General features: G+C 72.8%; 16 protein-coding genes. 7 read left to right on the top strand and 9 right to left on the bottom strand.

Going from position 1 to position 19,896, the window contains the following annotated elements:
• Positions 1-176: 176 nt before the first annotated feature.
• Both ACFVSN_RS43615 and ACFVSN_RS43610 read left to right on the top strand, forming a co-directional pair.
• Positions 177-2,606 (top strand): PKD domain-containing protein, encoded by a 2,430-nt coding sequence (locus ACFVSN_RS43615; RefSeq protein ID WP_387959069.1) that lies wholly within the window; start codon positions 177-179, stop codon positions 2,604-2,606.
• Positions 2,607-2,831: 225 nt separating this feature from the next.
• Positions 2,832-5,267: a PKD domain-containing protein gene (locus ACFVSN_RS43610; protein WP_387959066.1), complete on the top strand. Its 2,436-nt coding sequence runs from the start codon at positions 2,832-2,834 to the stop codon at positions 5,265-5,267.
• 65 nt (positions 5,268-5,332) lie between these two features.
• On the opposite strand, the gene ACFVSN_RS43605 is transcribed toward ACFVSN_RS43610, so the two are convergent.
• Positions 5,333-6,175, bottom strand: a complete 843-nt coding sequence (locus tag ACFVSN_RS43605; RefSeq protein ID WP_387959065.1) for a hypothetical protein — start codon at positions 6,173-6,175, stop codon at positions 5,333-5,335.
• A 135-nt stretch (positions 6,176-6,310) separates the two neighbouring features.
• Here ACFVSN_RS43605 and ACFVSN_RS43600 point away from each other — a divergent pair, with 135 nt between their 5' ends.
• The gene (locus ACFVSN_RS43600; RefSeq protein WP_387959062.1) at positions 6,311-8,812 is read left to right on the top strand and encodes a helicase-associated domain-containing protein; all 2,502 of its coding nucleotides are present in this window, start codon (positions 6,311-6,313) and stop codon (positions 8,810-8,812) included.
• Between the two features lie 6 nt (positions 8,813-8,818).
• On the opposite strand, the gene ACFVSN_RS43595 is transcribed toward ACFVSN_RS43600, so the two are convergent.
• A complete protein-coding gene (locus tag ACFVSN_RS43595; protein ID WP_380435486.1) occupies positions 8,819-9,070 on the bottom strand; it encodes a hypothetical protein in 252 nt (83 codons plus the stop codon).
• A 104-nt stretch (positions 9,071-9,174) separates the two neighbouring features.
• On the opposite strand from ACFVSN_RS43595, the gene ACFVSN_RS43590 reads away from it, so the two are divergent.
• On the top strand, positions 9,175-9,576 hold the full coding sequence (locus ACFVSN_RS43590; RefSeq protein WP_380435484.1) for a hypothetical protein: 402 nt from the start codon (positions 9,175-9,177) through the stop codon (positions 9,574-9,576).
• An 82-nt stretch (positions 9,577-9,658) separates the two neighbouring features.
• A complete protein-coding gene (locus ACFVSN_RS43585; RefSeq protein ID WP_380435482.1) occupies positions 9,659-11,296 on the top strand; it encodes a DNA repair helicase XPB in 1,638 nt (545 codons plus the stop codon).
• 6 nt (positions 11,297-11,302) lie between these two features.
• On the opposite strand, the gene ACFVSN_RS43580 is transcribed toward ACFVSN_RS43585, so the two are convergent.
• On the bottom strand, positions 11,303-11,458 hold the full coding sequence (locus tag ACFVSN_RS43580; protein ID WP_380435480.1) for a hypothetical protein: 156 nt from the start codon (positions 11,456-11,458) through the stop codon (positions 11,303-11,305).
• 290 nt (positions 11,459-11,748) lie between these two features.
• Here ACFVSN_RS43580 and ACFVSN_RS43575 point away from each other — a divergent pair, with 290 nt between their 5' ends.
• A complete protein-coding gene (locus ACFVSN_RS43575) occupies positions 11,749-13,800 on the top strand; it encodes a HelD family protein (RefSeq protein WP_380509638.1) in 2,052 nt (683 codons plus the stop codon).
• A gap of 83 nt (positions 13,801-13,883) precedes the next feature.
• On the opposite strand, the gene ACFVSN_RS43570 is transcribed toward ACFVSN_RS43575, so the two are convergent.
• The 3 genes from ACFVSN_RS43570 to ACFVSN_RS43560 form a co-directional block, all read right to left on the bottom strand.
• Positions 13,884-14,570 (bottom strand): copper homeostasis protein CutC, encoded by a 687-nt coding sequence (locus ACFVSN_RS43570; protein WP_380435476.1) that lies wholly within the window; start codon positions 14,568-14,570, stop codon positions 13,884-13,886.
• An 81-nt stretch (positions 14,571-14,651) separates the two neighbouring features.
• Positions 14,652-15,629, bottom strand: coding sequence for a hypothetical protein (locus tag ACFVSN_RS43565; protein WP_380509635.1), 978 nt, complete (start codon positions 15,627-15,629; stop codon positions 14,652-14,654).
• Positions 15,626-16,009, bottom strand: coding sequence for a PadR family transcriptional regulator (locus tag ACFVSN_RS43560; protein WP_380435472.1), 384 nt, complete (start codon positions 16,007-16,009; stop codon positions 15,626-15,628). The genes ACFVSN_RS43565 and ACFVSN_RS43560 overlap by 4 nt, the downstream gene beginning before the upstream one ends.
• Positions 16,010-16,097: 88 nt before the next feature.
• On the opposite strand from ACFVSN_RS43560, the gene ACFVSN_RS43555 reads away from it, so the two are divergent.
• Positions 16,098-16,745, top strand: coding sequence for a hypothetical protein (locus tag ACFVSN_RS43555; RefSeq protein WP_387959059.1), 648 nt, complete (start codon positions 16,098-16,100; stop codon positions 16,743-16,745).
• Here ACFVSN_RS43555 and ACFVSN_RS43550 read toward each other — a convergent pair.
• The 3 genes from ACFVSN_RS43550 to ACFVSN_RS43540 form a co-directional block, all read right to left on the bottom strand.
• Complete coding sequence (locus ACFVSN_RS43550; RefSeq protein WP_380509630.1) at positions 16,742-17,092, bottom strand: hypothetical protein; 351 nt, start codon at positions 17,090-17,092, stop codon at positions 16,742-16,744. The genes ACFVSN_RS43555 and ACFVSN_RS43550 overlap by 4 nt on opposite strands.
• 91 nt (positions 17,093-17,183) lie before the next feature.
• Positions 17,184-18,803 carry a chaperonin GroEL gene (gene groL / locus ACFVSN_RS43545; RefSeq protein WP_380435466.1) on the bottom strand — a complete coding sequence of 540 codons (1,620 nt, stop codon included), beginning with the start codon at positions 18,801-18,803 and terminating at the stop codon, positions 17,184-17,186.
• 310 nt (positions 18,804-19,113) lie between these two features.
• A complete protein-coding gene (locus tag ACFVSN_RS43540) occupies positions 19,114-19,314 on the bottom strand; it encodes a cold-shock protein (protein ID WP_153461112.1) in 201 nt (66 codons plus the stop codon).
• Positions 19,315-19,896 lie beyond the last annotated feature (582 nt).

Below are 19,896 nucleotides of genomic sequence, written 5' to 3'. Positions count from 1 at the left end.
CGGCCGTACTCCTCGCGTGGCAGCGGCCGGTTGGCGCGCAGGCGGATCGAAGCCGAGGCCCGCCCAGAGGGGCGTCGTCCCCCTTGGATACAGTTCGCGCACGCGTCGGCCGTATGTTCCACACTCGGACACCAAGCGGACCGGCGTGCTCCGCACAACTGATGGGGGACCAAGCAGTGCCCAGAAAGCGTCGGGTCGGCCTCGCCGCCGCACTCGTGAGCTCGACCGCCGTCGTGGCCGGGCTGCCGGCCGTGGCCGCGCACGCCGACACCGAGTTCCTGTACGTGATCAAGACTCACAAGGCCTGCTCGGACAGCGGACCGGGGACGCAGAACCAACCGTTCTGCAGCATCCAGGCCGCCGCCGACGTGGTGCAGCCTGGTCAGACCGTGCTCGTCTCCGGCACCGACTACACGGAACAGGTCACGCTGAAGCGATCGGGCACCGCGGACCACCCGATCGTCTTCCAGGGCGAGAAGCGCGCCAACCCCAAGGAGCCGCGCACCCGGATCCGCCCGGGCGGGTACCCCTCGACGGCGAAGGCCCCCCACGCCTTCCTGGCGTCCGGGGTGCACGACATCGCGATCAGGAACTTCTCCATCGACCAGCCCGCGGACGAGGCGGTGCTCGTCCAGGACTCCGAGCGGATCACGGTCGACGGCAACAGCGTGCTGTGGGCGGGGATGCAGATCACGGGCGGGGCGCCGGGCGCCCCGGCCGGCTACACGCCGGGCATCCGCCTCACCGGGAAGACCCGCGACGTCACGATCAGCCGCAACCAGATCGCCGGCAGCGGCCGGGCGGGCGTGGCCGTCGACCCCGGGGTGACCGGGAGTATCATCACCACCAACGCGTTCACCGGAATCGGCCCCGCGGCGGGCTCGAACGTGATCGTCGCCGACGGCGCACCCGGCACGGTCGTCAACAGCAACACGATCGGCGGCACCTGCGGCACCGGCATCACGCTCAGCGGCGGCTCCACCGGCTCGACGGTGGTGAACAACATCGTCAAGATCTTCCGGAAGTGCGACCCCAACGTCGGGATCGGACTCGCCGTGTCCCCGGAGTCCGTCGCCGGCACCAGGGCCGACTACAACGTGGTGTACGCGGACGGCCCGGCCGACTACGTCTACGACTGGAACGGCATCTTCTACAAGACGCCCGCCGACTTCGCCGCGGGCACCGGCCAGGCCAAGCACGACCTGGCGGTCGACCCCAAGATCTTCACCGCCCCCGCCTCCCTGGAGGACCTGACCCCCACCGCCGACACCGCGGCGATGGACTCGGCCGACGCCACCGCGCCCGGCCAGCTGGACACGGACATCTACGGCAACCCGCGCGTCGACGACCCGCTCGTGCCCAACACCGGCACCGGCGTGGGCTACCACGACCGTGGAGCGGTCGAGTACCAGAACCCGTTCGCCGTCTCGCTGACCCTCACGACCGGCCAGTACGGACACCCCCTGGACGCCGAGTTCGGCGGCGGCACGACCTCGCCCTGGTCCCCCGCCACCACCACGCTGGACTTCGGGGACGGCAGCCCGGTCGTGACCGCGCCGGCCTTCCCGCTGACGCACACCTACGCCGAGGGCCACCACACCGCCACCCTCACCGCGACCGACGGCAACGGCACCGTCAAGACGACCACCAGGGACGTCGACACGACGATCGGCCCGCTCACCGCCGGAATCGGGGCCTCCCACTCGGCGACGGACCCCAGGAACGCCTGGGCGTACCTCTCCTTCAACAGCCAGTGGACGGTGACCGGTTACAGCGTCGACTGGGGCGACGGCACCATCGAGACCACCCCGGGGGCGCCTTACCCCGGTGGCATGGTCCGGCACAACTACACCAAGCCCGGCCGTTACCTCGTGCGGTTCACCATCAACGACGACCACGGCCGCACCGCGAAGGCCGACGGCCTCATCAGCGTCAACGTCCCCGATCCGGGTGACCGGGCGATCGCCGGCCGCTGGACCACCGGCAAGCCCGCCGCCAACGGCCTGTTCAACAACGGCACCTGGGCACTTCGCTCCACCGGCGACTGCTGCAAGGCCGACATCACCCAGGTCTCCTTCGGCCAGGCCGGCGACCTCCCCGCCACCGCCGACTGGGACGGCCTCGGCCACGACCAGCTCGGCATCTACCGCAACGGCACCTTCGCCCTGCGCCACGACAACGGCACCGTCACCGCCATCCCCTTCGGCGACACCGGCGACCTCCCCGTCCCCGGCTACTGGGACGGCAACGGCCACGCCCAACTCGCCCTCTACCGGCCCGGCATCGCCACCTTCATCGTCCGCCACGACGACGGCACCCTCACCACCGCCGCCTTCGGCCAGCCCGGAGACACCCCCGTCGCCGGCGACTGGGACGCCACCGGCCACTTCCAGCTCGGCATCTACCGGGCAGGCACCTTCGCCCTGCGCCACGACGACGCCACCGTCTCCACCGCCACCTGGGGCAACCCCGGCGACCAGCCCATCGTCGGCGACTGGTACGCCAAGGGCCGCATGACCTACGGCATCTTCCGCCCCACCGACCCCTCCTACGCCCTCAGCGGCGCATACACCGGCATCTACGGCTACGCCGGCCAGGTCTACTAACCCACACAAACACGGCGGCCCTGCACCCCACCCAAGGGTGCAGGGCCGCTCTGGCTCGCAGCCTCACACCGGAGGGGCGGGGCTGCCGGGCTGTTCGAACCGGCCCCCACCGCAGGGTGGTGTCCGCCGCCTTGGATATCGTTCGCGCTCGCGCCGGTCGAACGTTCCACGCCCGAACACAGGCGGCGGCCCGGCGCGCTCCGCACACCCCAGGGGGATCAAGCAGTGCCCAGCAGACGTCGCGTCGGCCTCGCCGCCGCACTCGTGAGCTCGACCGTCATCGTGAGCGCGCTGCCGGCCATGGCCGCGCATGCCGACTCCGAATTCCTGTTCGTGTCCAGCCGCTCCACTACGTGTTCGGACAGCGGCCCGGGCACCGACATGCACCGGCCGTTCTGCAGCATTCAGGCCGCCGCCGACGCGGCGCAGCCGGGCCAGACCATCCGGGTCGGCGGCACCTACACCGAATACACGGAACAGGTCACGCTGAAGCGGTCCGGCACGCCGGGGCACCCGATCACCATCCGGGGCGAAGGCATGCCTGCAGGCCACCGGACGGGCACCGAGTTCCACCCCGGCGGGTGGCCGTCGACCACGAAGTCGCAGCACGCCTTCGTCGCGTCCGGGGTGCACGACATCACGATCAAGAACTTCTGGATCACCCAATCCCCGCAGGAAGCGGTGCTCATCACCGACTCCCAGCGCATCACGCTCGACGGCAACCAGGTGGAGGACGCGGGCCATCAGGCCACGGAGCCGCCGCCCCACAACCTGGACAACGACACGTCGGCCATCCGCCTCACCGGGAAGACCAGCGACGTCACGATCAGCCGCAACCAGATCGTCGACAGCGGCCGGGCGGGCGTCGCCATCGAGCCCGGGGTGACCGGGACCATCGTCACCACCAACGCCTTCTCCAGGGTCTACGGCTTCCGCGCCTCGAACATCATCGTCGCCGACAGCGCGCCCGGCACGGTGGTGAACAGCAACACCATCAGCGCTACCTGCGGCACCGGCATCATCCTCAACGGCAGTTCCACCGGTTCGACCGTGGTGAACAACATCGTCCAGGTCCACCGGAACTGCGAAGCGAGCGTCGGCGTCGGCGTGATGGTGGCATCCGGTTCCGTCCCCGGCACCAGGTCCGACTACAACGTGCTGTACACCGACAGCCCGGACACCCACGCCTACTACTGGGACGGGACTCTCTACAAGACTCCCGCCGACCTCACCACCGCCACCGGCCAGGGGCAGCACGACCTGACGGTGGACCCGAAGCTCTCCGACGGCAGCGGGCTCGGCGAGGACGTCACCCCCACCACCGAGACCGCGGCGTTGGACTCCGCCGACGCCACCGCGCCCGGCCAGCTGGACACCGACGTCTACGGCAACCCGCGCGTCGACGACCCGCTCGTGCCCAACACCGGTACTGGCGTGGGCTACCACGACCGCGGGGCGGCCGAGTACCAGAACCCGTTCAAGGTCTCGCTGACCACCGGCGCGTACATGCCCGACCAGCCGATGGCCGTCAAGTTCCTCGGCGGGACGACCTCGCCCTGGTACCCGGCCACCACGACCCTGGACTTCGGGGACGGCAGCCCGGTCGTGACCGCGCCGACCTTCCCGCTGACGCACACCTACGCCGCAGCGGGGCGGTACACCGCCACGCTGACCGCGACCGACAGCAACGGCACCGTCAAGAAGACCACCGTGCAAGCCGATGTGGCGAGCGGGCCGATCACCGCCGCCGTCCAGGTCCACGGCTCGGCGCTGACCCCCAAGAGCATCTCGGTCACCGGAAGCTCCAACAGCCCCTGGCCGGTCTGGCAGTACGCCGTCGACTTCGGCGACGGCCAGGAGCAATGGTTCCGGTCGCTGCCCGCCGACCCGGTCCCGCACGACTACGCCAAGCCCGGCCGCTACACCGTACGGCTGACCGTGACGGACGATCACGGCCGCTCCGCCACGGCCGACGGCTTCGCCCACATCAACGTCCCCGATCCGGGTGACCGGGCGATCGCCGGCCGTTGGACCACCGGCAAGCCCGCCGCCAACGGCCTGTTCAACAACGGCACCTGGGCACTTCGCTCCACCGGCGACTGCTGCAAGGCCGACATCACCCAGGTCGCCTTCGGCCAGGCCGGCGACCTCCCCGCCACCGCCGACTGGGACGGCCTCGGCCACGACCAGCTCGGCATCTACCGCAACGGCACCTTCGCCCTGCGCCACGACAACGGCACCGTCACCGCCATCCCCTTCGGCGACACCGGCGACCTCCCCGTCCCCGGCTACTGGGACGGCAACGGCCACGCCCAACTCGCCCTCTACCGCCCCGGCACCGCCACCTTCATCGTCCGCCACGACGACGGCACCCTCACCACCGCCGCCTTCGGCCAGCCCGGAGACACCCCCGTCGCCGGCGACTGGGACGCCACCGGCCACTTCCAGCTCGGCATCTACCGGGCAGGCACCTTCGCCCTGCGCCACGACGACGCCACCGTCTCCACCGCCACCTGGGGCAACCCCGGAGACCAGCCCATCGTCGGCGACTGGTACGCCAAGGGCCGCATGACCTACGGCATCTTCCGCCCCACCGACCCCTCCTACGCCCTCAGCGGCGCATACACCGGCATCTACGGCTACGCCGGCCAGGTCTACTAACCAGAACACAGAAGCGGCCCTGCACCCCACCCAAGGGTGCAGGGCCGCCGTGTTGCTGCGAGGTGTCACCCTTCCTGCTGCGGCTTGCGGCGCAGAGCCATGAGCAGCAGGAACGCCGCCGTCAGGGCCGCCGAGAGGCGCAGTACGCCCGGGGCGGACGCCCAGGTCATCTGCCCGAGCTGCGAGCCTGGTCCGGCTCCCGCCTGGCCGTGCTGGGTCTGGCGCATCTGGTAGAGGGTGGACGCGCTCATCGTGATCAGCGGGATGCCGAAGATCGCGAACTTGCGGGTGAGGTCCTTGAGTTGGCTGGAGAGGTAGCCGAGGCCCCAGCCCGCCAGCATGGCCGGGAAGAAACCGGTCCAGGCGCCGCCCGCGAGGAGGGCGGAGGCGAGCAGGAGCAGCGGGGACGGGCGGCGGCCGGCGAGTGCGCTCTTCTTCGGAGGCTTCGAGGACTTCGGGGACTGCCCTGGCTTCGCGGAACCGGCGGCTCTGGCGGCCTTCTTCTCCTTCCGTGCCTTCTTCGGCTTCGCCCCGGCCGCCGACTGCGGCCCAGTCGGCTGCGCGGGCGGCTCGTCGCCCTCCGCCGCCCGCTGCTCGGGGATCTGCTTCGGCGGGGCCGCCGGCGCGTCCGAGAAGTTGAGCATCACGAGGTCCCAGCCGCCCCCGCCGGAGTGGATCACCTGCGGCGGCGGTACGGCGTCCGGGTCGGCCTCCTCCGCGGGCTCGCGCGGCGGGTCGAGCGGCACGGCTGACATGCCCGGCACGCCGGGCGCAGTGGCGGCGTCGTACACGCTGTCGTCGGAGCCGTCGTGGGAGCCGTCCCGGGCACCGTCGCGGGTCCCGGCGGACTCACCGCCCGACCGCGCGCTCCACGGCCCGCTCTTGCGCCACCACTCGCCGTCCGTCATCCCCGACACCCCGCCTCGCCCGTACCCTGCCCGACCCACCGAACCGCCCTCGGCGTGACGCTACCCACCAGTCCCCCACCCACGCGAGTCCCGACCCCGGGTCCACCGGCGCCGCACCCGACTAACCTAGGTCGAATGACCACACAGCAGGGCCCCCAACGCTCCGGCAGGTCCGCCGCCGGCCCACGCACGCTCGCCGAGGAGCTGCGCGCCCGCCCGGACGACGGTCTGGCCGCCCTGCTCCGCGCCCGCCCGGACCTGCTCAACCCGGTGCCCGGCGACCTCACCCAGCTGTCCGCCCGGCTGTCGTCGCGCGCCTCCGCGCTGCGCGCCCTGGAGCGGCTCGACCGGTTCACCCTGCAGGTCGCCGAGGCGCTGGCCACCGCACCGGACGGCACCACGCTCACCACCGTCCGCACGCTGCTGACCGGCCCCGCGAAGGTCAAGCCGCACCCGGGCGCCACCCCGCTCACCCCGGCCGACCGGTCCGCCGTGGCCGCCGCGCTGCCCCGGGCGATCGCCACCCTGCGCGACCGCGCCCTGCTGTGGGGTCCGGACAACGGGCTGCGCCTGGTCCTCGCCGTCCGCGAGGCGCTCGCGCCGACCGCCGCCAATCCCGGACGCACCGGCCTCGGCCCGACGCTCGCCGACGCCACCATGGGCATGTCCCCGGCCCGGCTGCAGCAGCTGCTCGCCTCCGCCGGCCGGCCCGCGACGCCGGACCCGGTCACCGCCGTCGCCGCGCTCACCGCGCTGCTCGCCGACCGCGCCCGCTGCGACGCCCTGCTCGCCACCGCCCCCGAGCCGGCGCTGCGGCTGCTGGAGCGCCTCGTCTGGGGCCCGCCCACCGGCACCGTCCCGGACGCGGCCCGCCCGGTCACCGCCGAGGACGCGCAGAGCCCCGTCGAGTGGCTGCTCGCCCGCGGCCTGCTGCTGCCGAGCGGCCCCGGCAGCGTCGTCCTGCCGCGCGAACTCGCCCTGCACCTGCGCGGCGGGCGCACCCACCGCACCGTCGAGCCCGCCCAGCCCGAGCCCCGGCCCGCCGCTCCACCGCGCGATCCACAGGCTGTGGACAGCGCCGCCGCCGGCCAGGCCCACACCGCCGTCAAGACCGTCGAGGAGCTGCTCGACCTGTGGGGCCTCACCCCGCCGCCCACCCTGCGCGCGGGCGGCCTCGGCGTGCGCGACCTCAAGCGCACCGCCCAGGCCCTGGAGACCACCGAGCAGCAGACCCCCTTCTGGCTCGAACTCGCCTACACCGCTGGCCTGCTGGCCCCGGACGGCGAGGCCGACGAGTGCTGGGCCCCGACCCCGGCGTACGACACCTGGCTCCAGCAGGACACCGCCGAGCGCTGGTCCGTCCTCGCCACCGCCTGGCTCGCGGCCACCCGCGTGCCCGGCCTCACCGGCACCCCGGACGGCAAGGGCAAGCCGCGCGCCGCCCTCGGCCCCGAACTCGACCGCACGCTCGCCCCGTCCGTCCGCCGCGCCGCCCTCGCGCTGCTCGCCGAACTCCCGCCCGGCACCCCCGCCACCGCCGCCGAACTGCTGCCCACCCTGCGCTGGCAGCGCCCGCTGCGCGGCGGCCCGACCGGCCCGGGCGGCCACGAACTGCGCGACGACCTCGCCGGCTGGGCCCTCGCCGAGGCCGAACTCCTGGGGATCACCGGCCGCGGCGCCCTCGCCGCCCCCGCCCGCGCGCTGCTCACCGCCGAGGCCGACCCGGCCGAGGTGCTGGCCCCGCTGCTGCCCCGGCCGCTCGACCACGTCATCCTGCAGCCCGACCTCACCGCGATCGCCCCGGGTCCGCTGCTCACCCCGCTCGCCCAGGCGCTCGCGCTCTGCGCCGACATCGAGTCCAAGGGCGGCGCCACCGTCTACCGGTTCACCCCGGCGTCCGTGCGCCGCGCCCTCGACGCCGGACGCACCGCCGCCGACCTGCGGGCCTTCCTGGAGCAGCACTCGCGCACGCCCGTCCCGCAGCCGCTGACGTACCTGATCGACGACGTCGCCCGCCGGCACGGCGTCCTGCGGGTCGGCGCCGCGTCCTCGTACCTGCGCTGCGACGACACCTCGCTGCTCGGCGAGGTCCTCGCCGACCGCCGCTCCGCCGACCTGCGGCTGCGGCTGCTCGCCCCCACCGTCCTCGCCTCCCAGGCCGCCCCGGACGTCCTGCTCGCGACGCTGCGCACGATGGGCTACGCCCCGGCCGCCGAGTCCGCCGAGGGCGACGTGCTGATCACCCGCCCGGACAGCCACCGCACCCCGCCGCGCACCGCGCCGACGCCCGTCCCGGACGGCCCCCCGAGCCCCGACGACACCCTGCTCGCCGCCGCCATCAAGGCCATCCGGGCCGGCGACCGCGCCGCGACCGCCACCCGCCGCGAGCCGGCCCCCGACCCGCGCAAGCTGCCGCGCACGGCCGCCGCCGAGACGCTGGCCACCCTCCAGACCGCCGTCCTGCTCGGCGAGCGGATGTGGATCGGCTACCTCAACGCCGAGGGCATCGCCAGCCAGCGGATCATCGACCCGGTCAAGGTCGAGGGCGGCTTCGTCACCGCCTTCGACCACCACGCCGACGAGCTGCGCACCTTCGCCCTGCACCGCATCACGGGCGTGGCCGAACTGGAGGACTGAACGGGCTCAGTGCCCCTGCGACTCCTTCATCTTCTCCTTGACCGCCTGGTCCGCCAGGGTGCCGATCTGCCCCTGCCCGACCGGCAGTTCGCCCCCGGTGACGGTGTCCGCCAGCAGGAACCCGGGCGCGGCAAGCAGCCCGCCCGGCCCCTCCCCGATGCCCGCGAGGGCGTGCGCCGAGCCGGCGGAGGAGGCGGTGGCGGCGAAGGCCGTCCCCATGAGCGCGAGGGCGGTGAGAACACGCTTCGACTTGTTCATGCCCGGCCCAACGAGCGACACCCGCCGTGGTCACCACGCGGTTGCGGCCCGGGCGCACCCGGCGTAGTCCGGAGACAGGGGCACCCGACAAGGAGGCATCCACCATGCTCGGCGATCGGATAGCGGAGTTCACCACCACGGAGAGCGGCCGGCGGGTCCTCGCCACGGTCGGCAGCCCCGCACTGGAAGTCTCGATGACCGGCACCGGCCAGGTCCTCGGCCACCCCGCCCGGGAGTTCGTCACCTACGAGGCCGAGCTCCGCCCCGACGGCTCGCTGTTCGGCGAGGGCCAGGGCATCGGCATGTCCGACAAGGGCGAGGCCTACAGCTGGCACGGCAGCGGCATCGGCCACTTCACCGAGGGCGGCGCCGTCCGCTGGCGCGGCAGCATCTACTTCGAGAGCTCCGCGGACGCCTTCCTGCGCCTCAACGACCTGGTCGGCCTGTTCGAGTTCGAGAACGACCCCCAGGGCAACGGCAAGGCCGTCCTGTACGAGTGGAAGTAGCCCACCCACGTTCACCGCGGAATGAGCGACACTGGAGGGTCTGCGTCAAACCACCCTGTCAGCCAGTGGAGGGCTCCCCCGCGTGAACGACGGACCGCTCATCGTCCAGAGCGACAAAACTCTTCTCCTGGAGATCGACCACCCCAAGGCCTCCGACTGCCGCCGCGCCATCGCGCCGTTCGCCGAACTGGAGCGGGCGCCCGAGCACGTGCACACGTACCGGGTGACGCCGCTCGGGCTGTGGAACGCGCGGGCCGCCGGGCACGACGCGGAGCAGGTGGTCGACGCCCTGGTGACGTACTCGCGCTACCCGGTGCCGCACGCGCTGCTGGTGGACGTGGCCGACACCATGGCCCGTTACGGGCGCCTCCAGCTCAACAAGCACCCCGTCCACGGGCTCGTGCTCACCACCACCGACCGGCCGGTCCTGGAGGAGGTGCTGCGCTCCAAGAAGATCGTCCCGCTGGTCGGCGCCCGGGTCGACCCGGACAGCGTGGTCGTGCACCCCTCCGAGCGCGGCCAGATCAAGCAGGTGCTGCTCAAACTCGGCTGGCCCGCCGAGGACTTCGCCGGGTACGTGGACGGCGAGGCGCACCCCATCGACCTGGAGCAGGACGGCTGGCAGCTGCGCCCGTACCAGGCGCAGGCCGTCGAGGGCTTCTGGCACGGCGGCTCCGGCGTCGTCGTGCTGCCCTGCGGCGCCGGCAAGACGCTGGTCGGCGCCGCCGCGATGGCGGAGGCGAAGTCGACCACGCTGATCCTGGTCACCAACACCGTCTCGGCCCGGCAGTGGAAGCACGAGCTGGTCAAGCGCACCTCGCTCACCGAGGACGAGATCGGCGAGTACAGCGGCACGAAGAAGGAGATCCGCCCGGTCACCATCGCCACCTACCAGGTGATGACGACCAAGCGGAAGGGCGTGTACGCGCACCTGGAGCTGTTCGACGCCCGCAACTGGGGCCTGGTCGTCTACGACGAGGTCCACCTGCTGCCCGCGCCGGTGTTCAAGTTCACCGCCGACCTCCAGGCCCGCCGGCGCCTCGGCCTGACCGCGACGCTCGTGCGCGAGGACGGCCGCGAGGGCGACGTGTTCAGCCTCATCGGCCCCAAGCGCTTCGACGCGCCGTGGAAGGAGATCGAGGCGCAGGGCTACATCGCGCCCGCCGACTGCTGCGAGGTGCGGGTCACCCTGACCGACTCCGAGCGCCTCGCCTACGCGACCGCCGAACCGGAGGAGCGCTACCGCTTCTGCGCCACGACGGCGACCAAGCGGCGGGTGGTGGAGGCGCTGGTCAGGAAGCACGAGAAGGACCAGACGCTGATCATCGGCCAGTACATCGACCAGCTGGACGAGCTCGGGGAGGCGCTCGACGCGCCGGTGATCAAGGGCGAGACCAGCAACGCGCAGCGCGAGAAACTGTTCGACGCGTTCCGGAACAAGGAGATCGGCGTCCTCGTGGTCTCCAAGGTCGCGAACTTCTCGATCGACCTGCCCGAGGCCACGGTGGCCATCCAGGTCTCCGGGACCTTCGGCTCCCGCCAGGAGGAAGCTCAGCGCCTCGGCCGCGTCCTGCGCCCGAAGGCGGACGGCCACGCGGCCCACTTCTACTCCGTGGTCGCCCGGGACACCGTGGACCAGGACTTCGCCGCGCACCGGCAGCGCTTCCTGGCCGAGCAGGGCTACGCCTACCGCATCATCGACGCGGACGACGTGCTCTAGCGGGGTTCAGTACCGGACACCGTCGCGCCCGAGGAAGATCACGCGCGCGGCGGTGTCCAGGGCGATCCCGACGTTGCGGACGGCGGTGGCGAGCGGGTTGCGGTGGCGGCCCGGGAGGGCGGTGGCACCGGCCGGGGCTGTGCTGGGGTTCCGTGTGCTCATGTCTTCAACGGTAGGCACCCGACCGGCCGAAGGCATCACTCCAAAGGCCGCATCCGCCGGGCCGGACCTCGTCCTCCGGGTGTATGCGCACCCCTGAGAGCTGCGGGGCTGGAACCCCGAGACGGACAGGTCTAAGATCGTCCGTCTGCCCCCTCCCGAACCGTGGTACCTGCTGAAGTCCCGCAGGCAGCCGGGGGAGGCGCCGACCGCACGGCAACCGGCCGGCCGTACCCACCGTGAGCTCCATCGATCCGCTGCGCCCGCCACCGGGGCAGCCGGGAAGGTTCGCTGTGCCCGCCACCCCCACCACTGACCCCCTCCAGCGCGAACGCGACCACCTGGCCGCGTCCCGGTCCGCGCTGCGAGCGATGCGCGAGGACGTCCAGTCGCTGGACCTGCGCGACGTGACCGGCACCTGGGTGTCCGCCGCCGTCCTCCAGAACCAGATCGAGGCCAGGATCGCCGCCCTGGCCGACCTCGCCGACACCCCGCTGTTCTTCGGCCGCCTCGACTACCTGCACGCGATCAGCGAGGAGCTGTCCGAGGGCGGCGGAGGAGAGAACTTCTACATCGGCCGCCGCCACGTGCACGACGCCGACGGCGACCCGATGGTGATCGACTGGCGCGCGCCGGTCTCCCAGCCGTTCTACCGGGCCAGCCGCACCGAGCCGATGGACGTCGAGCGCCGCCGCCGCTTCGGCTACACCGGCGGCGAGCTCACCGCGTACGAGGACGAGCACCTCACCGACCCCGAGGAGACGGAAACCTCCTCCGCCCTCCTCGCCGCCGAGATCGAGAAGCCCCGCGTCGGCCCGATGCGCGACATCGTCGCCACCATCCAGCCCGAGCAGGACGAGATCGTCCGCTCCGACGTCACGGGCACCATCTGCGTCCAGGGCGCCCCCGGCACCGGCAAGACCGCCGTCGGCCTGCACCGCGTCGCGTACCTGCTGTACGCGCACCGCGAGCGCCTCGCCCGCACCGGCACTCTGGTGATCGGCCCGAACAACGCGTTCCTCTCCTACATCGAGCAGGTCCTGCCCGCCCTCGGGGAGCTCGACGTCGCGCAGGCCACCGTGCAGCAGCTGGTCGGGCACGTCGAGGTCAGGGGCGAGGACACCCCCGAGTCGGCCCGGCTGAAGGGCGACGCCCGGATGGCCGAGGTGCTGCGCCGGGCCGTCCGCTCGGGCATCGCGCTGCCCACCGAGCCCTGCGTGGTGGTCCGCGGCTCTCGCCGCTGGCGCGTCCCCGTCCACGAACTGGCGGAGATCATCGAGGAGTTGAAGGGCCGCGACACCCGCTACGGCGCCGCCGGCGAGGCCCTGCCGCAGCGCATCGCGCACACCGTGCTGCTGAAGATGGAGCAGTCCGGCGAGGCCCCGGACGACCGGGTGCAGGACGCGGTGGCCCGCAACTCCGCGGTCAAGGCCGTCGTCAAGCAGTGCTGGCCGCCGGTCGACCCGGCCAAGCTGGTGCTGCGGCTGCTCTCCGACCCGGAGTTCCTGGCCGCGTGCGCCGAGGGCGTGCTCACCGCCGAGGAGCAGCGGGCGGTGCTGTGGCCCAAGCCCGGCCGCTCGGTGAAGACGGCCCGCTGGACGGCGGCGGACGCCGTCCTGGTCGACGAGGCCGGCGACCTGGTCCAGCGCACGCCCTCGCTCGGGCACGTGGTGCTGGACGAGGCCCAGGACCTCTCCCCGATGCAGTACCGCGCGGTCGGCCGCCGCTGCACCACCGGCTCGGCGACCGTCCTCGGCGACCTCGCCCAGGGCACCACCCCGTGGGCCACCGCGAGCTGGCCGGACGCCCTGCACCACCTAGGCAAGCCGGGCGCCCACGTCGAGGAGCTCACCAAGGGCTTCCGGGTGCCGGAGGAGGTCATCGCGTACGCCTCCCGGCTGCTGCCCGCGATCGCCCCCGGCCTGGCTCCGGCGACCTCGGTGCGCGACACCGCGGGGTCGCTGGCGATCCGCCGGGTCGCGGACGGGGAGCTGACGGAGGCGGTGGTCGAGGCCTGCCGGCGGGCCCTGGAGCACGAGGGTTCGACCGGCCTGATCGCCGCCGACGCGCGCGTCCCGCTGTTCGCCGAGGCGCTGGCCGCGGCCGGCCTGCCGCACCTCTCCCCCGGCGCCGAGACCAGCGCCGAGGCCCGGCTGACGCTCGTCCCGGCCTCACTGGCCAAGGGTCTGGAGTACGACTACGTGGTGCTGGACGAGCCGGCCGCCGTGATCGCCGGCGAACCGGACGAGCGCACCGGCCTGCGCCGCCTGTACGTGGCGCTCACCCGCGCCGTCTCGGGCCTGACCGTCCTGCACGCGGAGCCGCTGCCCGAACAGCTCGGATAGCGGCGGAGGGGCCGGCCCGCATCCGGACCGGCCCCTCCCGCGCGCGACGGACACCGGTCGACCGGCTGTCGGCGCTTCCACGCTCAGCCGTCGATCAGGGCCCGCCACTCGGCGACCTTCGCCGCGTCGACCGGCGCCTGCCACCCGCCGGCGCGGACGGCGCCGCCGACGTGGAAGGCGTCGAAGCCGGCCGCCCGCAGCTCCGGCACGTGCTCGGCCCGCAGGCCGCCGCCGATCAGGATCCGCTGCCCGTACCCGGGTTCGGCCTTCCTGGCCAGTTCCGCGAGGAGCACCTCGCGCCCGGCGTCCACGCCGCCCGGCGCGCCCGAGGTGAGGAAGGTGTCCAGTCCGGGCAGCGCGCCGACGGCCGCGCGGACGGCGGCCCGGTCGGCGCTGTGGTCGATCGCCCGGTGGAAGGTCCACCGGCAGCCGGCCACCGCGTCCGCGACCGCCGCGGTGGCGGCGAGGTCGACGGCGCCGTCCGCGTCGAGGAAGCCGAGGACGAACTCCTCGGCCCCCTCGGCGCGGAGCCCGGCGGCGCGGGCGCGCAGCTCGTCCAGGTCGCCCGGCGCGAAGCCGTCCCGGAGGCGGAGCATGACGCGCAGCGGCAGGTCGACGGCGGCCCGGATCCGGGCGAAGTCCTCGACGGACGGGGAGAGTCCGTCGGCAGCCATGTCCGTGACCAGTTCGAGCCGGTCGGCGCCGCCCGACTCGGCGGCCCGGGCGTCCTGGGGGGTCAGCGCGATGACTTCGAAAATTGGTCTAGACATATCCGTAGCCTGCCACATTCGCCCACCCCCGGCGAGCCCGCCGCCCGCTTCCGGTCACCGGCCCCGACGACCGGCTCGAGGTCACGCCGCGGCGCGCTCCTCGTCGACGTCGCCGCCGCCGGGGCCGCCCGTGCCGCCCCGCCCGATCCTGTGCATCGCCACCGCGGCGATCACCATCAGCCCGATCACCGGCAGCGCGACCGGCAGCAGCCGGGAGAACCCGCCCGACTCGCGCCAGATGTTGAACAGGCTCGCGAACGTCGTCAGCGACAGCACCGCGACGCCCACGGCGGCCGGGAACTCCTTGCCGCGCAGAGCGGTGAAGGTCAGCAGCACCGGCACGAGCAGCAGCACCGCGAACCACTGCGAGTCCAGCGGGAAGGTGGTGTCGTCCCAGCGCTGGAGCCACACCAGCCCGGCGCCACCGACCACCGAGGCCAGCACCACCCCGCGGGTGCGCCAACCCGGCTTCGGCAGCAGGTCCGTCGGCGCCGCGAGCAGCAGCACGGCGGCCAGCGCGGCCGGCAGGGTCGCCATGCCGACGTACCCGGCCCACCACAGGTCGAAGAACACCGGCCCGGTGAACGCCTGCGCCAGGACGGCCAGTCCGAGCACCGCCTGGATCGAGGCGATGACGCGCACGGCCGTCCACCGCCCGAGCAGCGCCGCGATCGCGAGCAGCAGCGCGGTCACCGGCGGCGCGAGGATCGTGGCCCACGTGGTGTACGAGTGGTCCCAGGTGAGCTTGAAGGAGGCCCCGTCCGGGTCGGTGACCCACGGGACCAGCCCCGAACCGGCCAGCGCGCCGGCCACCATCGGCGCGGCGAGCCCGAGCACCCGCCCGAGCATCCCGGAGCCGGTCAGCCCGAGCCGCACCCGCAGCCCGTACGCGGCCAGGTCGAAGACCTCCCGGGCGACGGCCGAGCGGTCGGCCTCGGCCGTGGCGTCGGCGAAGACGGCGGCGATCTCCTCGCCGCGCTCGCGGCGGTACCGGGACGGGTACAGCTGGAGAGCGGCCCGCAGCGCGCCCGAGGGCGCTCCGATCGTGGGTGTGGTCATGCGAAACTCCCCCTCGTCAAGGTCCGCAGCGCGGTCCCGGGCTTCCCCTTCAGCGCCGACCGGACGGTGGCCAGCCGGCGCTCCGCCTCGGCCGCGACCGACCGCAGCCGCTCCGCCTCGGTGGCGAGCGCCGTCCGGCCGGGGCCGGTCAGCGCGTAGGTGCGGCGGGCCCGGCCGTCCACGATCTCCTCGGCGGCGACCTCGATCAGGCCCTGCTGGAGCAGGCGGTCGAGGGCGCCGTAGAGGGTGCCGGTGCGCATCTTGACCCGGCCGTCGGAGATCTCGGAGATCTCCTGGATGAGCGCGTAACCGTGCCTGGGCGCGTCGGCCAGTGCGGTGAGCAGCAGCAGCGTCGGCTCCTGCATCGAGCGTTCTGTCATGCGTCTACATATATCGTCAACCGGCATATAGGTCCAGCACCGGTCCCCCCGGAGAGGCGTCCGTTACACGACCAGCACAATGGCGCCCATGCCGAACACCGAGGACCTGCTCGCCGACTGGACCGCCCTGCTGCACCGCTGCGGCACCACCGTCGACCCCGAGCCGTACGGGCGGGAGCTGCTCCGGCGCTGGGCCGAGCCGCAGCGCAGGTACCACACCGCCGACCACCTGCGCGCGGTCCTGCGGCACGTCGACGGCCTCGCCGCGCACGCCGCCGACCCGGACGCCGTCCGCCTCGCCGCCTGGTTCCACGACGCCGTCTACCGGCCCGACCGTTCCGAGAACGAGGAGCGCAGCGCGGCGCTCGCGGTCCGGGCCCTGACCGCCGCCGGTCTGCCCGCCGCGCGGACGGCCGAGGTCGAGCGCCTCGTCCTACTCACCGTCACCCACGACCCCGCTCCGGGCGACCGCGACGGCGAGGTGCTGTGCGACGCGGACCTCGCCGTGCTCGGCGGCACCCCCGAGGCGTACGCGGCCTACGCGGCCGCCGTCCGCGAGGAGTACGGCTTCGTGCCCGAGCCGGACTTCCGGGCGGGCCGGGCGGCCGTCCTGCGCCGACTCCTCGCCCTGCCCGCGCTCTACCGCACCCCGGCCGCCCACGAGCGCCTCACCGCGCCCGCGCGGGCCAACCTGGCGGCCGAACTCGAACTACTGGAGAACCAGGGCGTGTCCTAGACCAACTTGCCGACCGGCGCGACGGCGGCGCCCTGCTTGCCGCACACCCAGTGCGGGTCCGGCCCCAGCTCCGGCTCCACGCTCAGCGCGTGCGGGTCCCCGTCGGCCGCGCAGGCGGTGCACAGCGGCCAGCGCCCGTACGCCTCCAGCAGCGCGTCCTGGACGTCCTGGGCGACCAGCCCGAGCACGTACTCGGTGCCGTCCGGCCACTGCTCCAGCCACCACCGCCGGTGCGTGACGGCCTGCTCCACGAGCGAGACGACGGCGGCGTCCGCCACGTCCCGCGCGGTGAGGTCGGACAGGATCTGCGCACGGGCCTCGTGCAGGGCGGTCTCGATGTCAGCCATCCGTCGATTCTCCCAAACAACGCCGCGTGGGCGGCCCCCCGAAGGGAACCGCCCACGCGATCGGAACACCGATCCGGTCGTACGACCCGGATCAGAAGTCCATGTCACCGCCCGGCATGCCGCCGGCCGGGGCCGCGGCCTTCTCCGGCTTGTCGGCGATGACGGCCTCGGTGGTCAGGAACAGGGCCGCGATCGAGGCGGCGTTCTGCAGCGCCGAGCGGGTCACCTTGGCCGGGTCGATGATGCCCACGGCGATCAGGTCGACGTACTCGTTGGTGGCGGCGTTCAGGCCGTGACCGGCGGGGAGGTTGCGCACCTTCTCCACCACGACGCCGCCCTCGAGGCCGGCGTTGGTCGCGATCTGCTTGATCGGGGCCTCCAGCGCCACGCGGACGATGTTGGCACCGGTGGCCTCGTCGCCCTCGAGCTCCAGCTTGTCGAACGCGACGGCGGCCTGCAGCAGGGCGACGCCACCACCGGCGACGATGCCCTCCTCGACGGCGGCCTTGGCGTTGCGGACGGCGTCCTCGATGCGGTGCTTGCGCTCCTTGAGCTCCACCTCGGTGGCCGCACCGGCCTTGATGACGGCCACGCCGCCGGCCAGCTTGGCGAGGCGCTCCTGGAGCTTCTCGCGGTCGTAGTCCGAGTCGCTGTTCTCGATCTCGGCGCGGATCTGGTTCACGCGGCCCGCGACCATCTCGCTCTCGCCGGCACCGTCGACGATCGTGGTCTCGTCCTTGGTGATGACGACCTTGCGGGCGCCGCCCAGGAGGTCCAGACCGGCGTTCTCCAGCTTCAGGCCGACCTCCTCGGAGATCACGGTGCCGCCGGTGAGGGTGGCGATGTCCTGGAGCATGGCCTTGCGGCGGTCGCCGAAGCCCGGGGCCTTGACGGCGACGGACTTGAAGACGCCCTTGATCTTGTTGACGATCAGGGTCGAGAGGGCCTCGCCCTCGACGTCCTCGGCGATGATGACGAGCGGCTTGCCGCTCTGCATGACCTTCTCCAGCAGCGGGAGCAGGTCCTTGATGCCGCCGATCTTGGAGTTGGCGATGAGGATGTACGGGTCCTCGAACGTCGCCTCCATCCGCTCCAGGTCGGTGGCGAAGTAGGCGGAGATGTAGCCCTTGTCGAAGCGCATGCCCTCGGTGAGCTCGAGCTCCAGACCGAAGGTGTTGCTCTCCTCGACGGTGATGACGCCTTCCTTGCCGACCTTGTCCATGGCCTCGGCGATGAGCTCGCCGATCTGGGTGTCGGCGGCCGAGATGGAGGCGGTGGAGGCGATCTGCTCCTTGGTCTCCACGTCGGTGGCCTGGGCCAGGAGCTGGTCCGAGACGGCGGCGACGGCCTTCTCGATGCCGCGCTTCAGGGCCATCGGGTTGGCGCCGGCGGCGACGTTGCGCAGACCCTCGCGAACCAGGGCCTGGGCGAGCACGGTGGCGGTGGTGGTGCCGTCACCCGCGACGTCGTCCGTCTTCTTGGCGACCTCCTTGACGAGCTCCGCGCCGATCTTCTCGTACGGGTCCTCGAGCTCGATCTCCTTGGCGATGGAGACACCGTCGTTGGTGATCGTGGGGGCGCCCCACTTCTTCTCCAGCACGACGTTGCGACCCTTGGGGCCGAGCGTGACCTTCACTGCGTCGGCGAGCTGGTTCATGCCACGCTCAAGGCCGCGGCGAGCTTCCTCATCAAAGGCGATGATCTTGGCCATCTGAAGTGGTCCTCCGGGACACGGTCGACTGCTCGGACCAAGGGGTGCCCGCGACGGACGGCCAAGGTGTGCGGGGGTCTATTCCCCTACCGCTCCCAGGGCCTCACCGACCCGGTCCGCTGTCACTCTCAAGCTGTGAGTGCTAACGCCAATGATTAGCACTCCGGGTGGTCGAGTGCAAGCCCAATCGCCAAGCCGGGAGCCGCCGCGGGAACGCCGACGGGCCCGCACGACGCGTGTCGCGCGGGCCCGTCGAGAAGCGAGTGGTCACCAGCCGTGGGCCGCGCCGAGCTCCTGGAGCCGGAAGGGGTCAGACCGCGCGGACCATGTCCGCCTGCGGGCCCTTCTGTCCCTGGGAGATCTCGAACTCGACCCGCTGGCCCTCCTCGAGGGTGCGGTAGCCGTCCATCTGGATCGCGCTGTAGTGGACGAAGACGTCCGCACCACCGTCGACCGCGATGAAGCCGTAGCCCTTCTCCGCGTTGAACCACTTGACGGTGCCCTGAGCCATTCCGAACTCCCCTAGTGCTGTGCTGGCCCTTCACGGTCCCGCAGGTCGCGGGCCCGGGTTGGTTGTGAAGGCCGGCCCGGGGAACCCCCCCTGGGCGCAGCCGTGCACGCCGCGATCAACCGCCCCGAACGACATCCGTGAGCGGGTGATTGCGTCGACCGCGGCTGAATGTATCCGGATCGACGCCCTCTGCAACAGGGCCCTCCGCGGTGAATTCCGGGTCCGCATCAAGGGACAGGACGGGCCGAATCGGAAGGAACTCCGCAATTCACGCCGGACATAGCGGACGGATTACACAAATCCCCTGGAGAATTCTGACATCCGCGTGACATGTTTCCCGGACCCGGTCCCCGGGCGGTCTCAACGGACGGACGGCGGAGCGGCGGTTCGCACGGGGAGGGTGAGGGGGACCCCTGTTCCCGGCCGAGCGACACTCTACTCCCACTCGACCGGGAAATATTCCCGCCGAAATGCGAGCGGCCGCCCGCGCGCACGGAATGCGGAAAACGGGGGCGGCGGGGGGCGGGCGGGGGCGGGGCCGGGGCAGGACCCCCCCCGCACCCCCCGGAATATAGGAACGCG

Source organism: Kitasatospora sp. NPDC057904, from assembly GCF_042887925.1.
Classification (GTDB): Bacteria; Actinomycetota; Actinomycetes; order Streptomycetales; family Streptomycetaceae; genus Kitasatospora.
Note: the sequence above shows the minus strand (reverse complement) of the source record. Positions and strands in the feature narration are given on the sequence as shown.

Excerpts from the sequence above, each read along its gene's own strand:
- ACFVSN_RS43605 (WP_387959065.1), bottom strand. The coding sequence starts at position 6,175 with ATGACGGACGGCGAGTGGTGGCGCAAGAGCGGGCCGTGGAGCGCGCGG.
- ACFVSN_RS43600 (WP_387959062.1), top strand. The coding sequence starts at position 6,311 with ATGACCACACAGCAGGGCCCCCAACGCTCCGGCAGGTCCGCCGCCGGC.
- ACFVSN_RS43595 (WP_380435486.1), bottom strand. The coding sequence starts at position 9,070 with ATGAACAAGTCGAAGCGTGTTCTCACCGCCCTCGCGCTCATGGGGACG.
- ACFVSN_RS43590 (WP_380435484.1), top strand. The coding sequence starts at position 9,175 with ATGCTCGGCGATCGGATAGCGGAGTTCACCACCACGGAGAGCGGCCGG.
- ACFVSN_RS43580 (WP_380435480.1), bottom strand. The coding sequence starts at position 11,458 with ATGAGCACACGGAACCCCAGCACAGCCCCGGCCGGTGCCACCGCCCTC.
- ACFVSN_RS43570 (WP_380435476.1), bottom strand. The coding sequence starts at position 14,570 with ATGTCTAGACCAATTTTCGAAGTCATCGCGCTGACCCCCCAGGACGCC.
- ACFVSN_RS43565 (WP_380509635.1), bottom strand. The coding sequence starts at position 15,629 with ATGACCACACCCACGATCGGAGCGCCCTCGGGCGCGCTGCGGGCCGCT.
- ACFVSN_RS43560 (WP_380435472.1), bottom strand. The coding sequence starts at position 16,009 with ATGACAGAACGCTCGATGCAGGAGCCGACGCTGCTGCTGCTCACCGCA.
- ACFVSN_RS43555 (WP_387959059.1), top strand. The coding sequence starts at position 16,098 with ATGCCGAACACCGAGGACCTGCTCGCCGACTGGACCGCCCTGCTGCAC.
- ACFVSN_RS43550 (WP_380509630.1), bottom strand. The coding sequence starts at position 17,092 with ATGGCTGACATCGAGACCGCCCTGCACGAGGCCCGTGCGCAGATCCTG.
- groL (WP_380435466.1), bottom strand. The coding sequence starts at position 18,803 with ATGGCCAAGATCATCGCCTTTGATGAGGAAGCTCGCCGCGGCCTTGAG.
- ACFVSN_RS43540 (WP_153461112.1), bottom strand. The coding sequence starts at position 19,314 with ATGGCTCAGGGCACCGTCAAGTGGTTCAACGCGGAGAAGGGCTACGGC.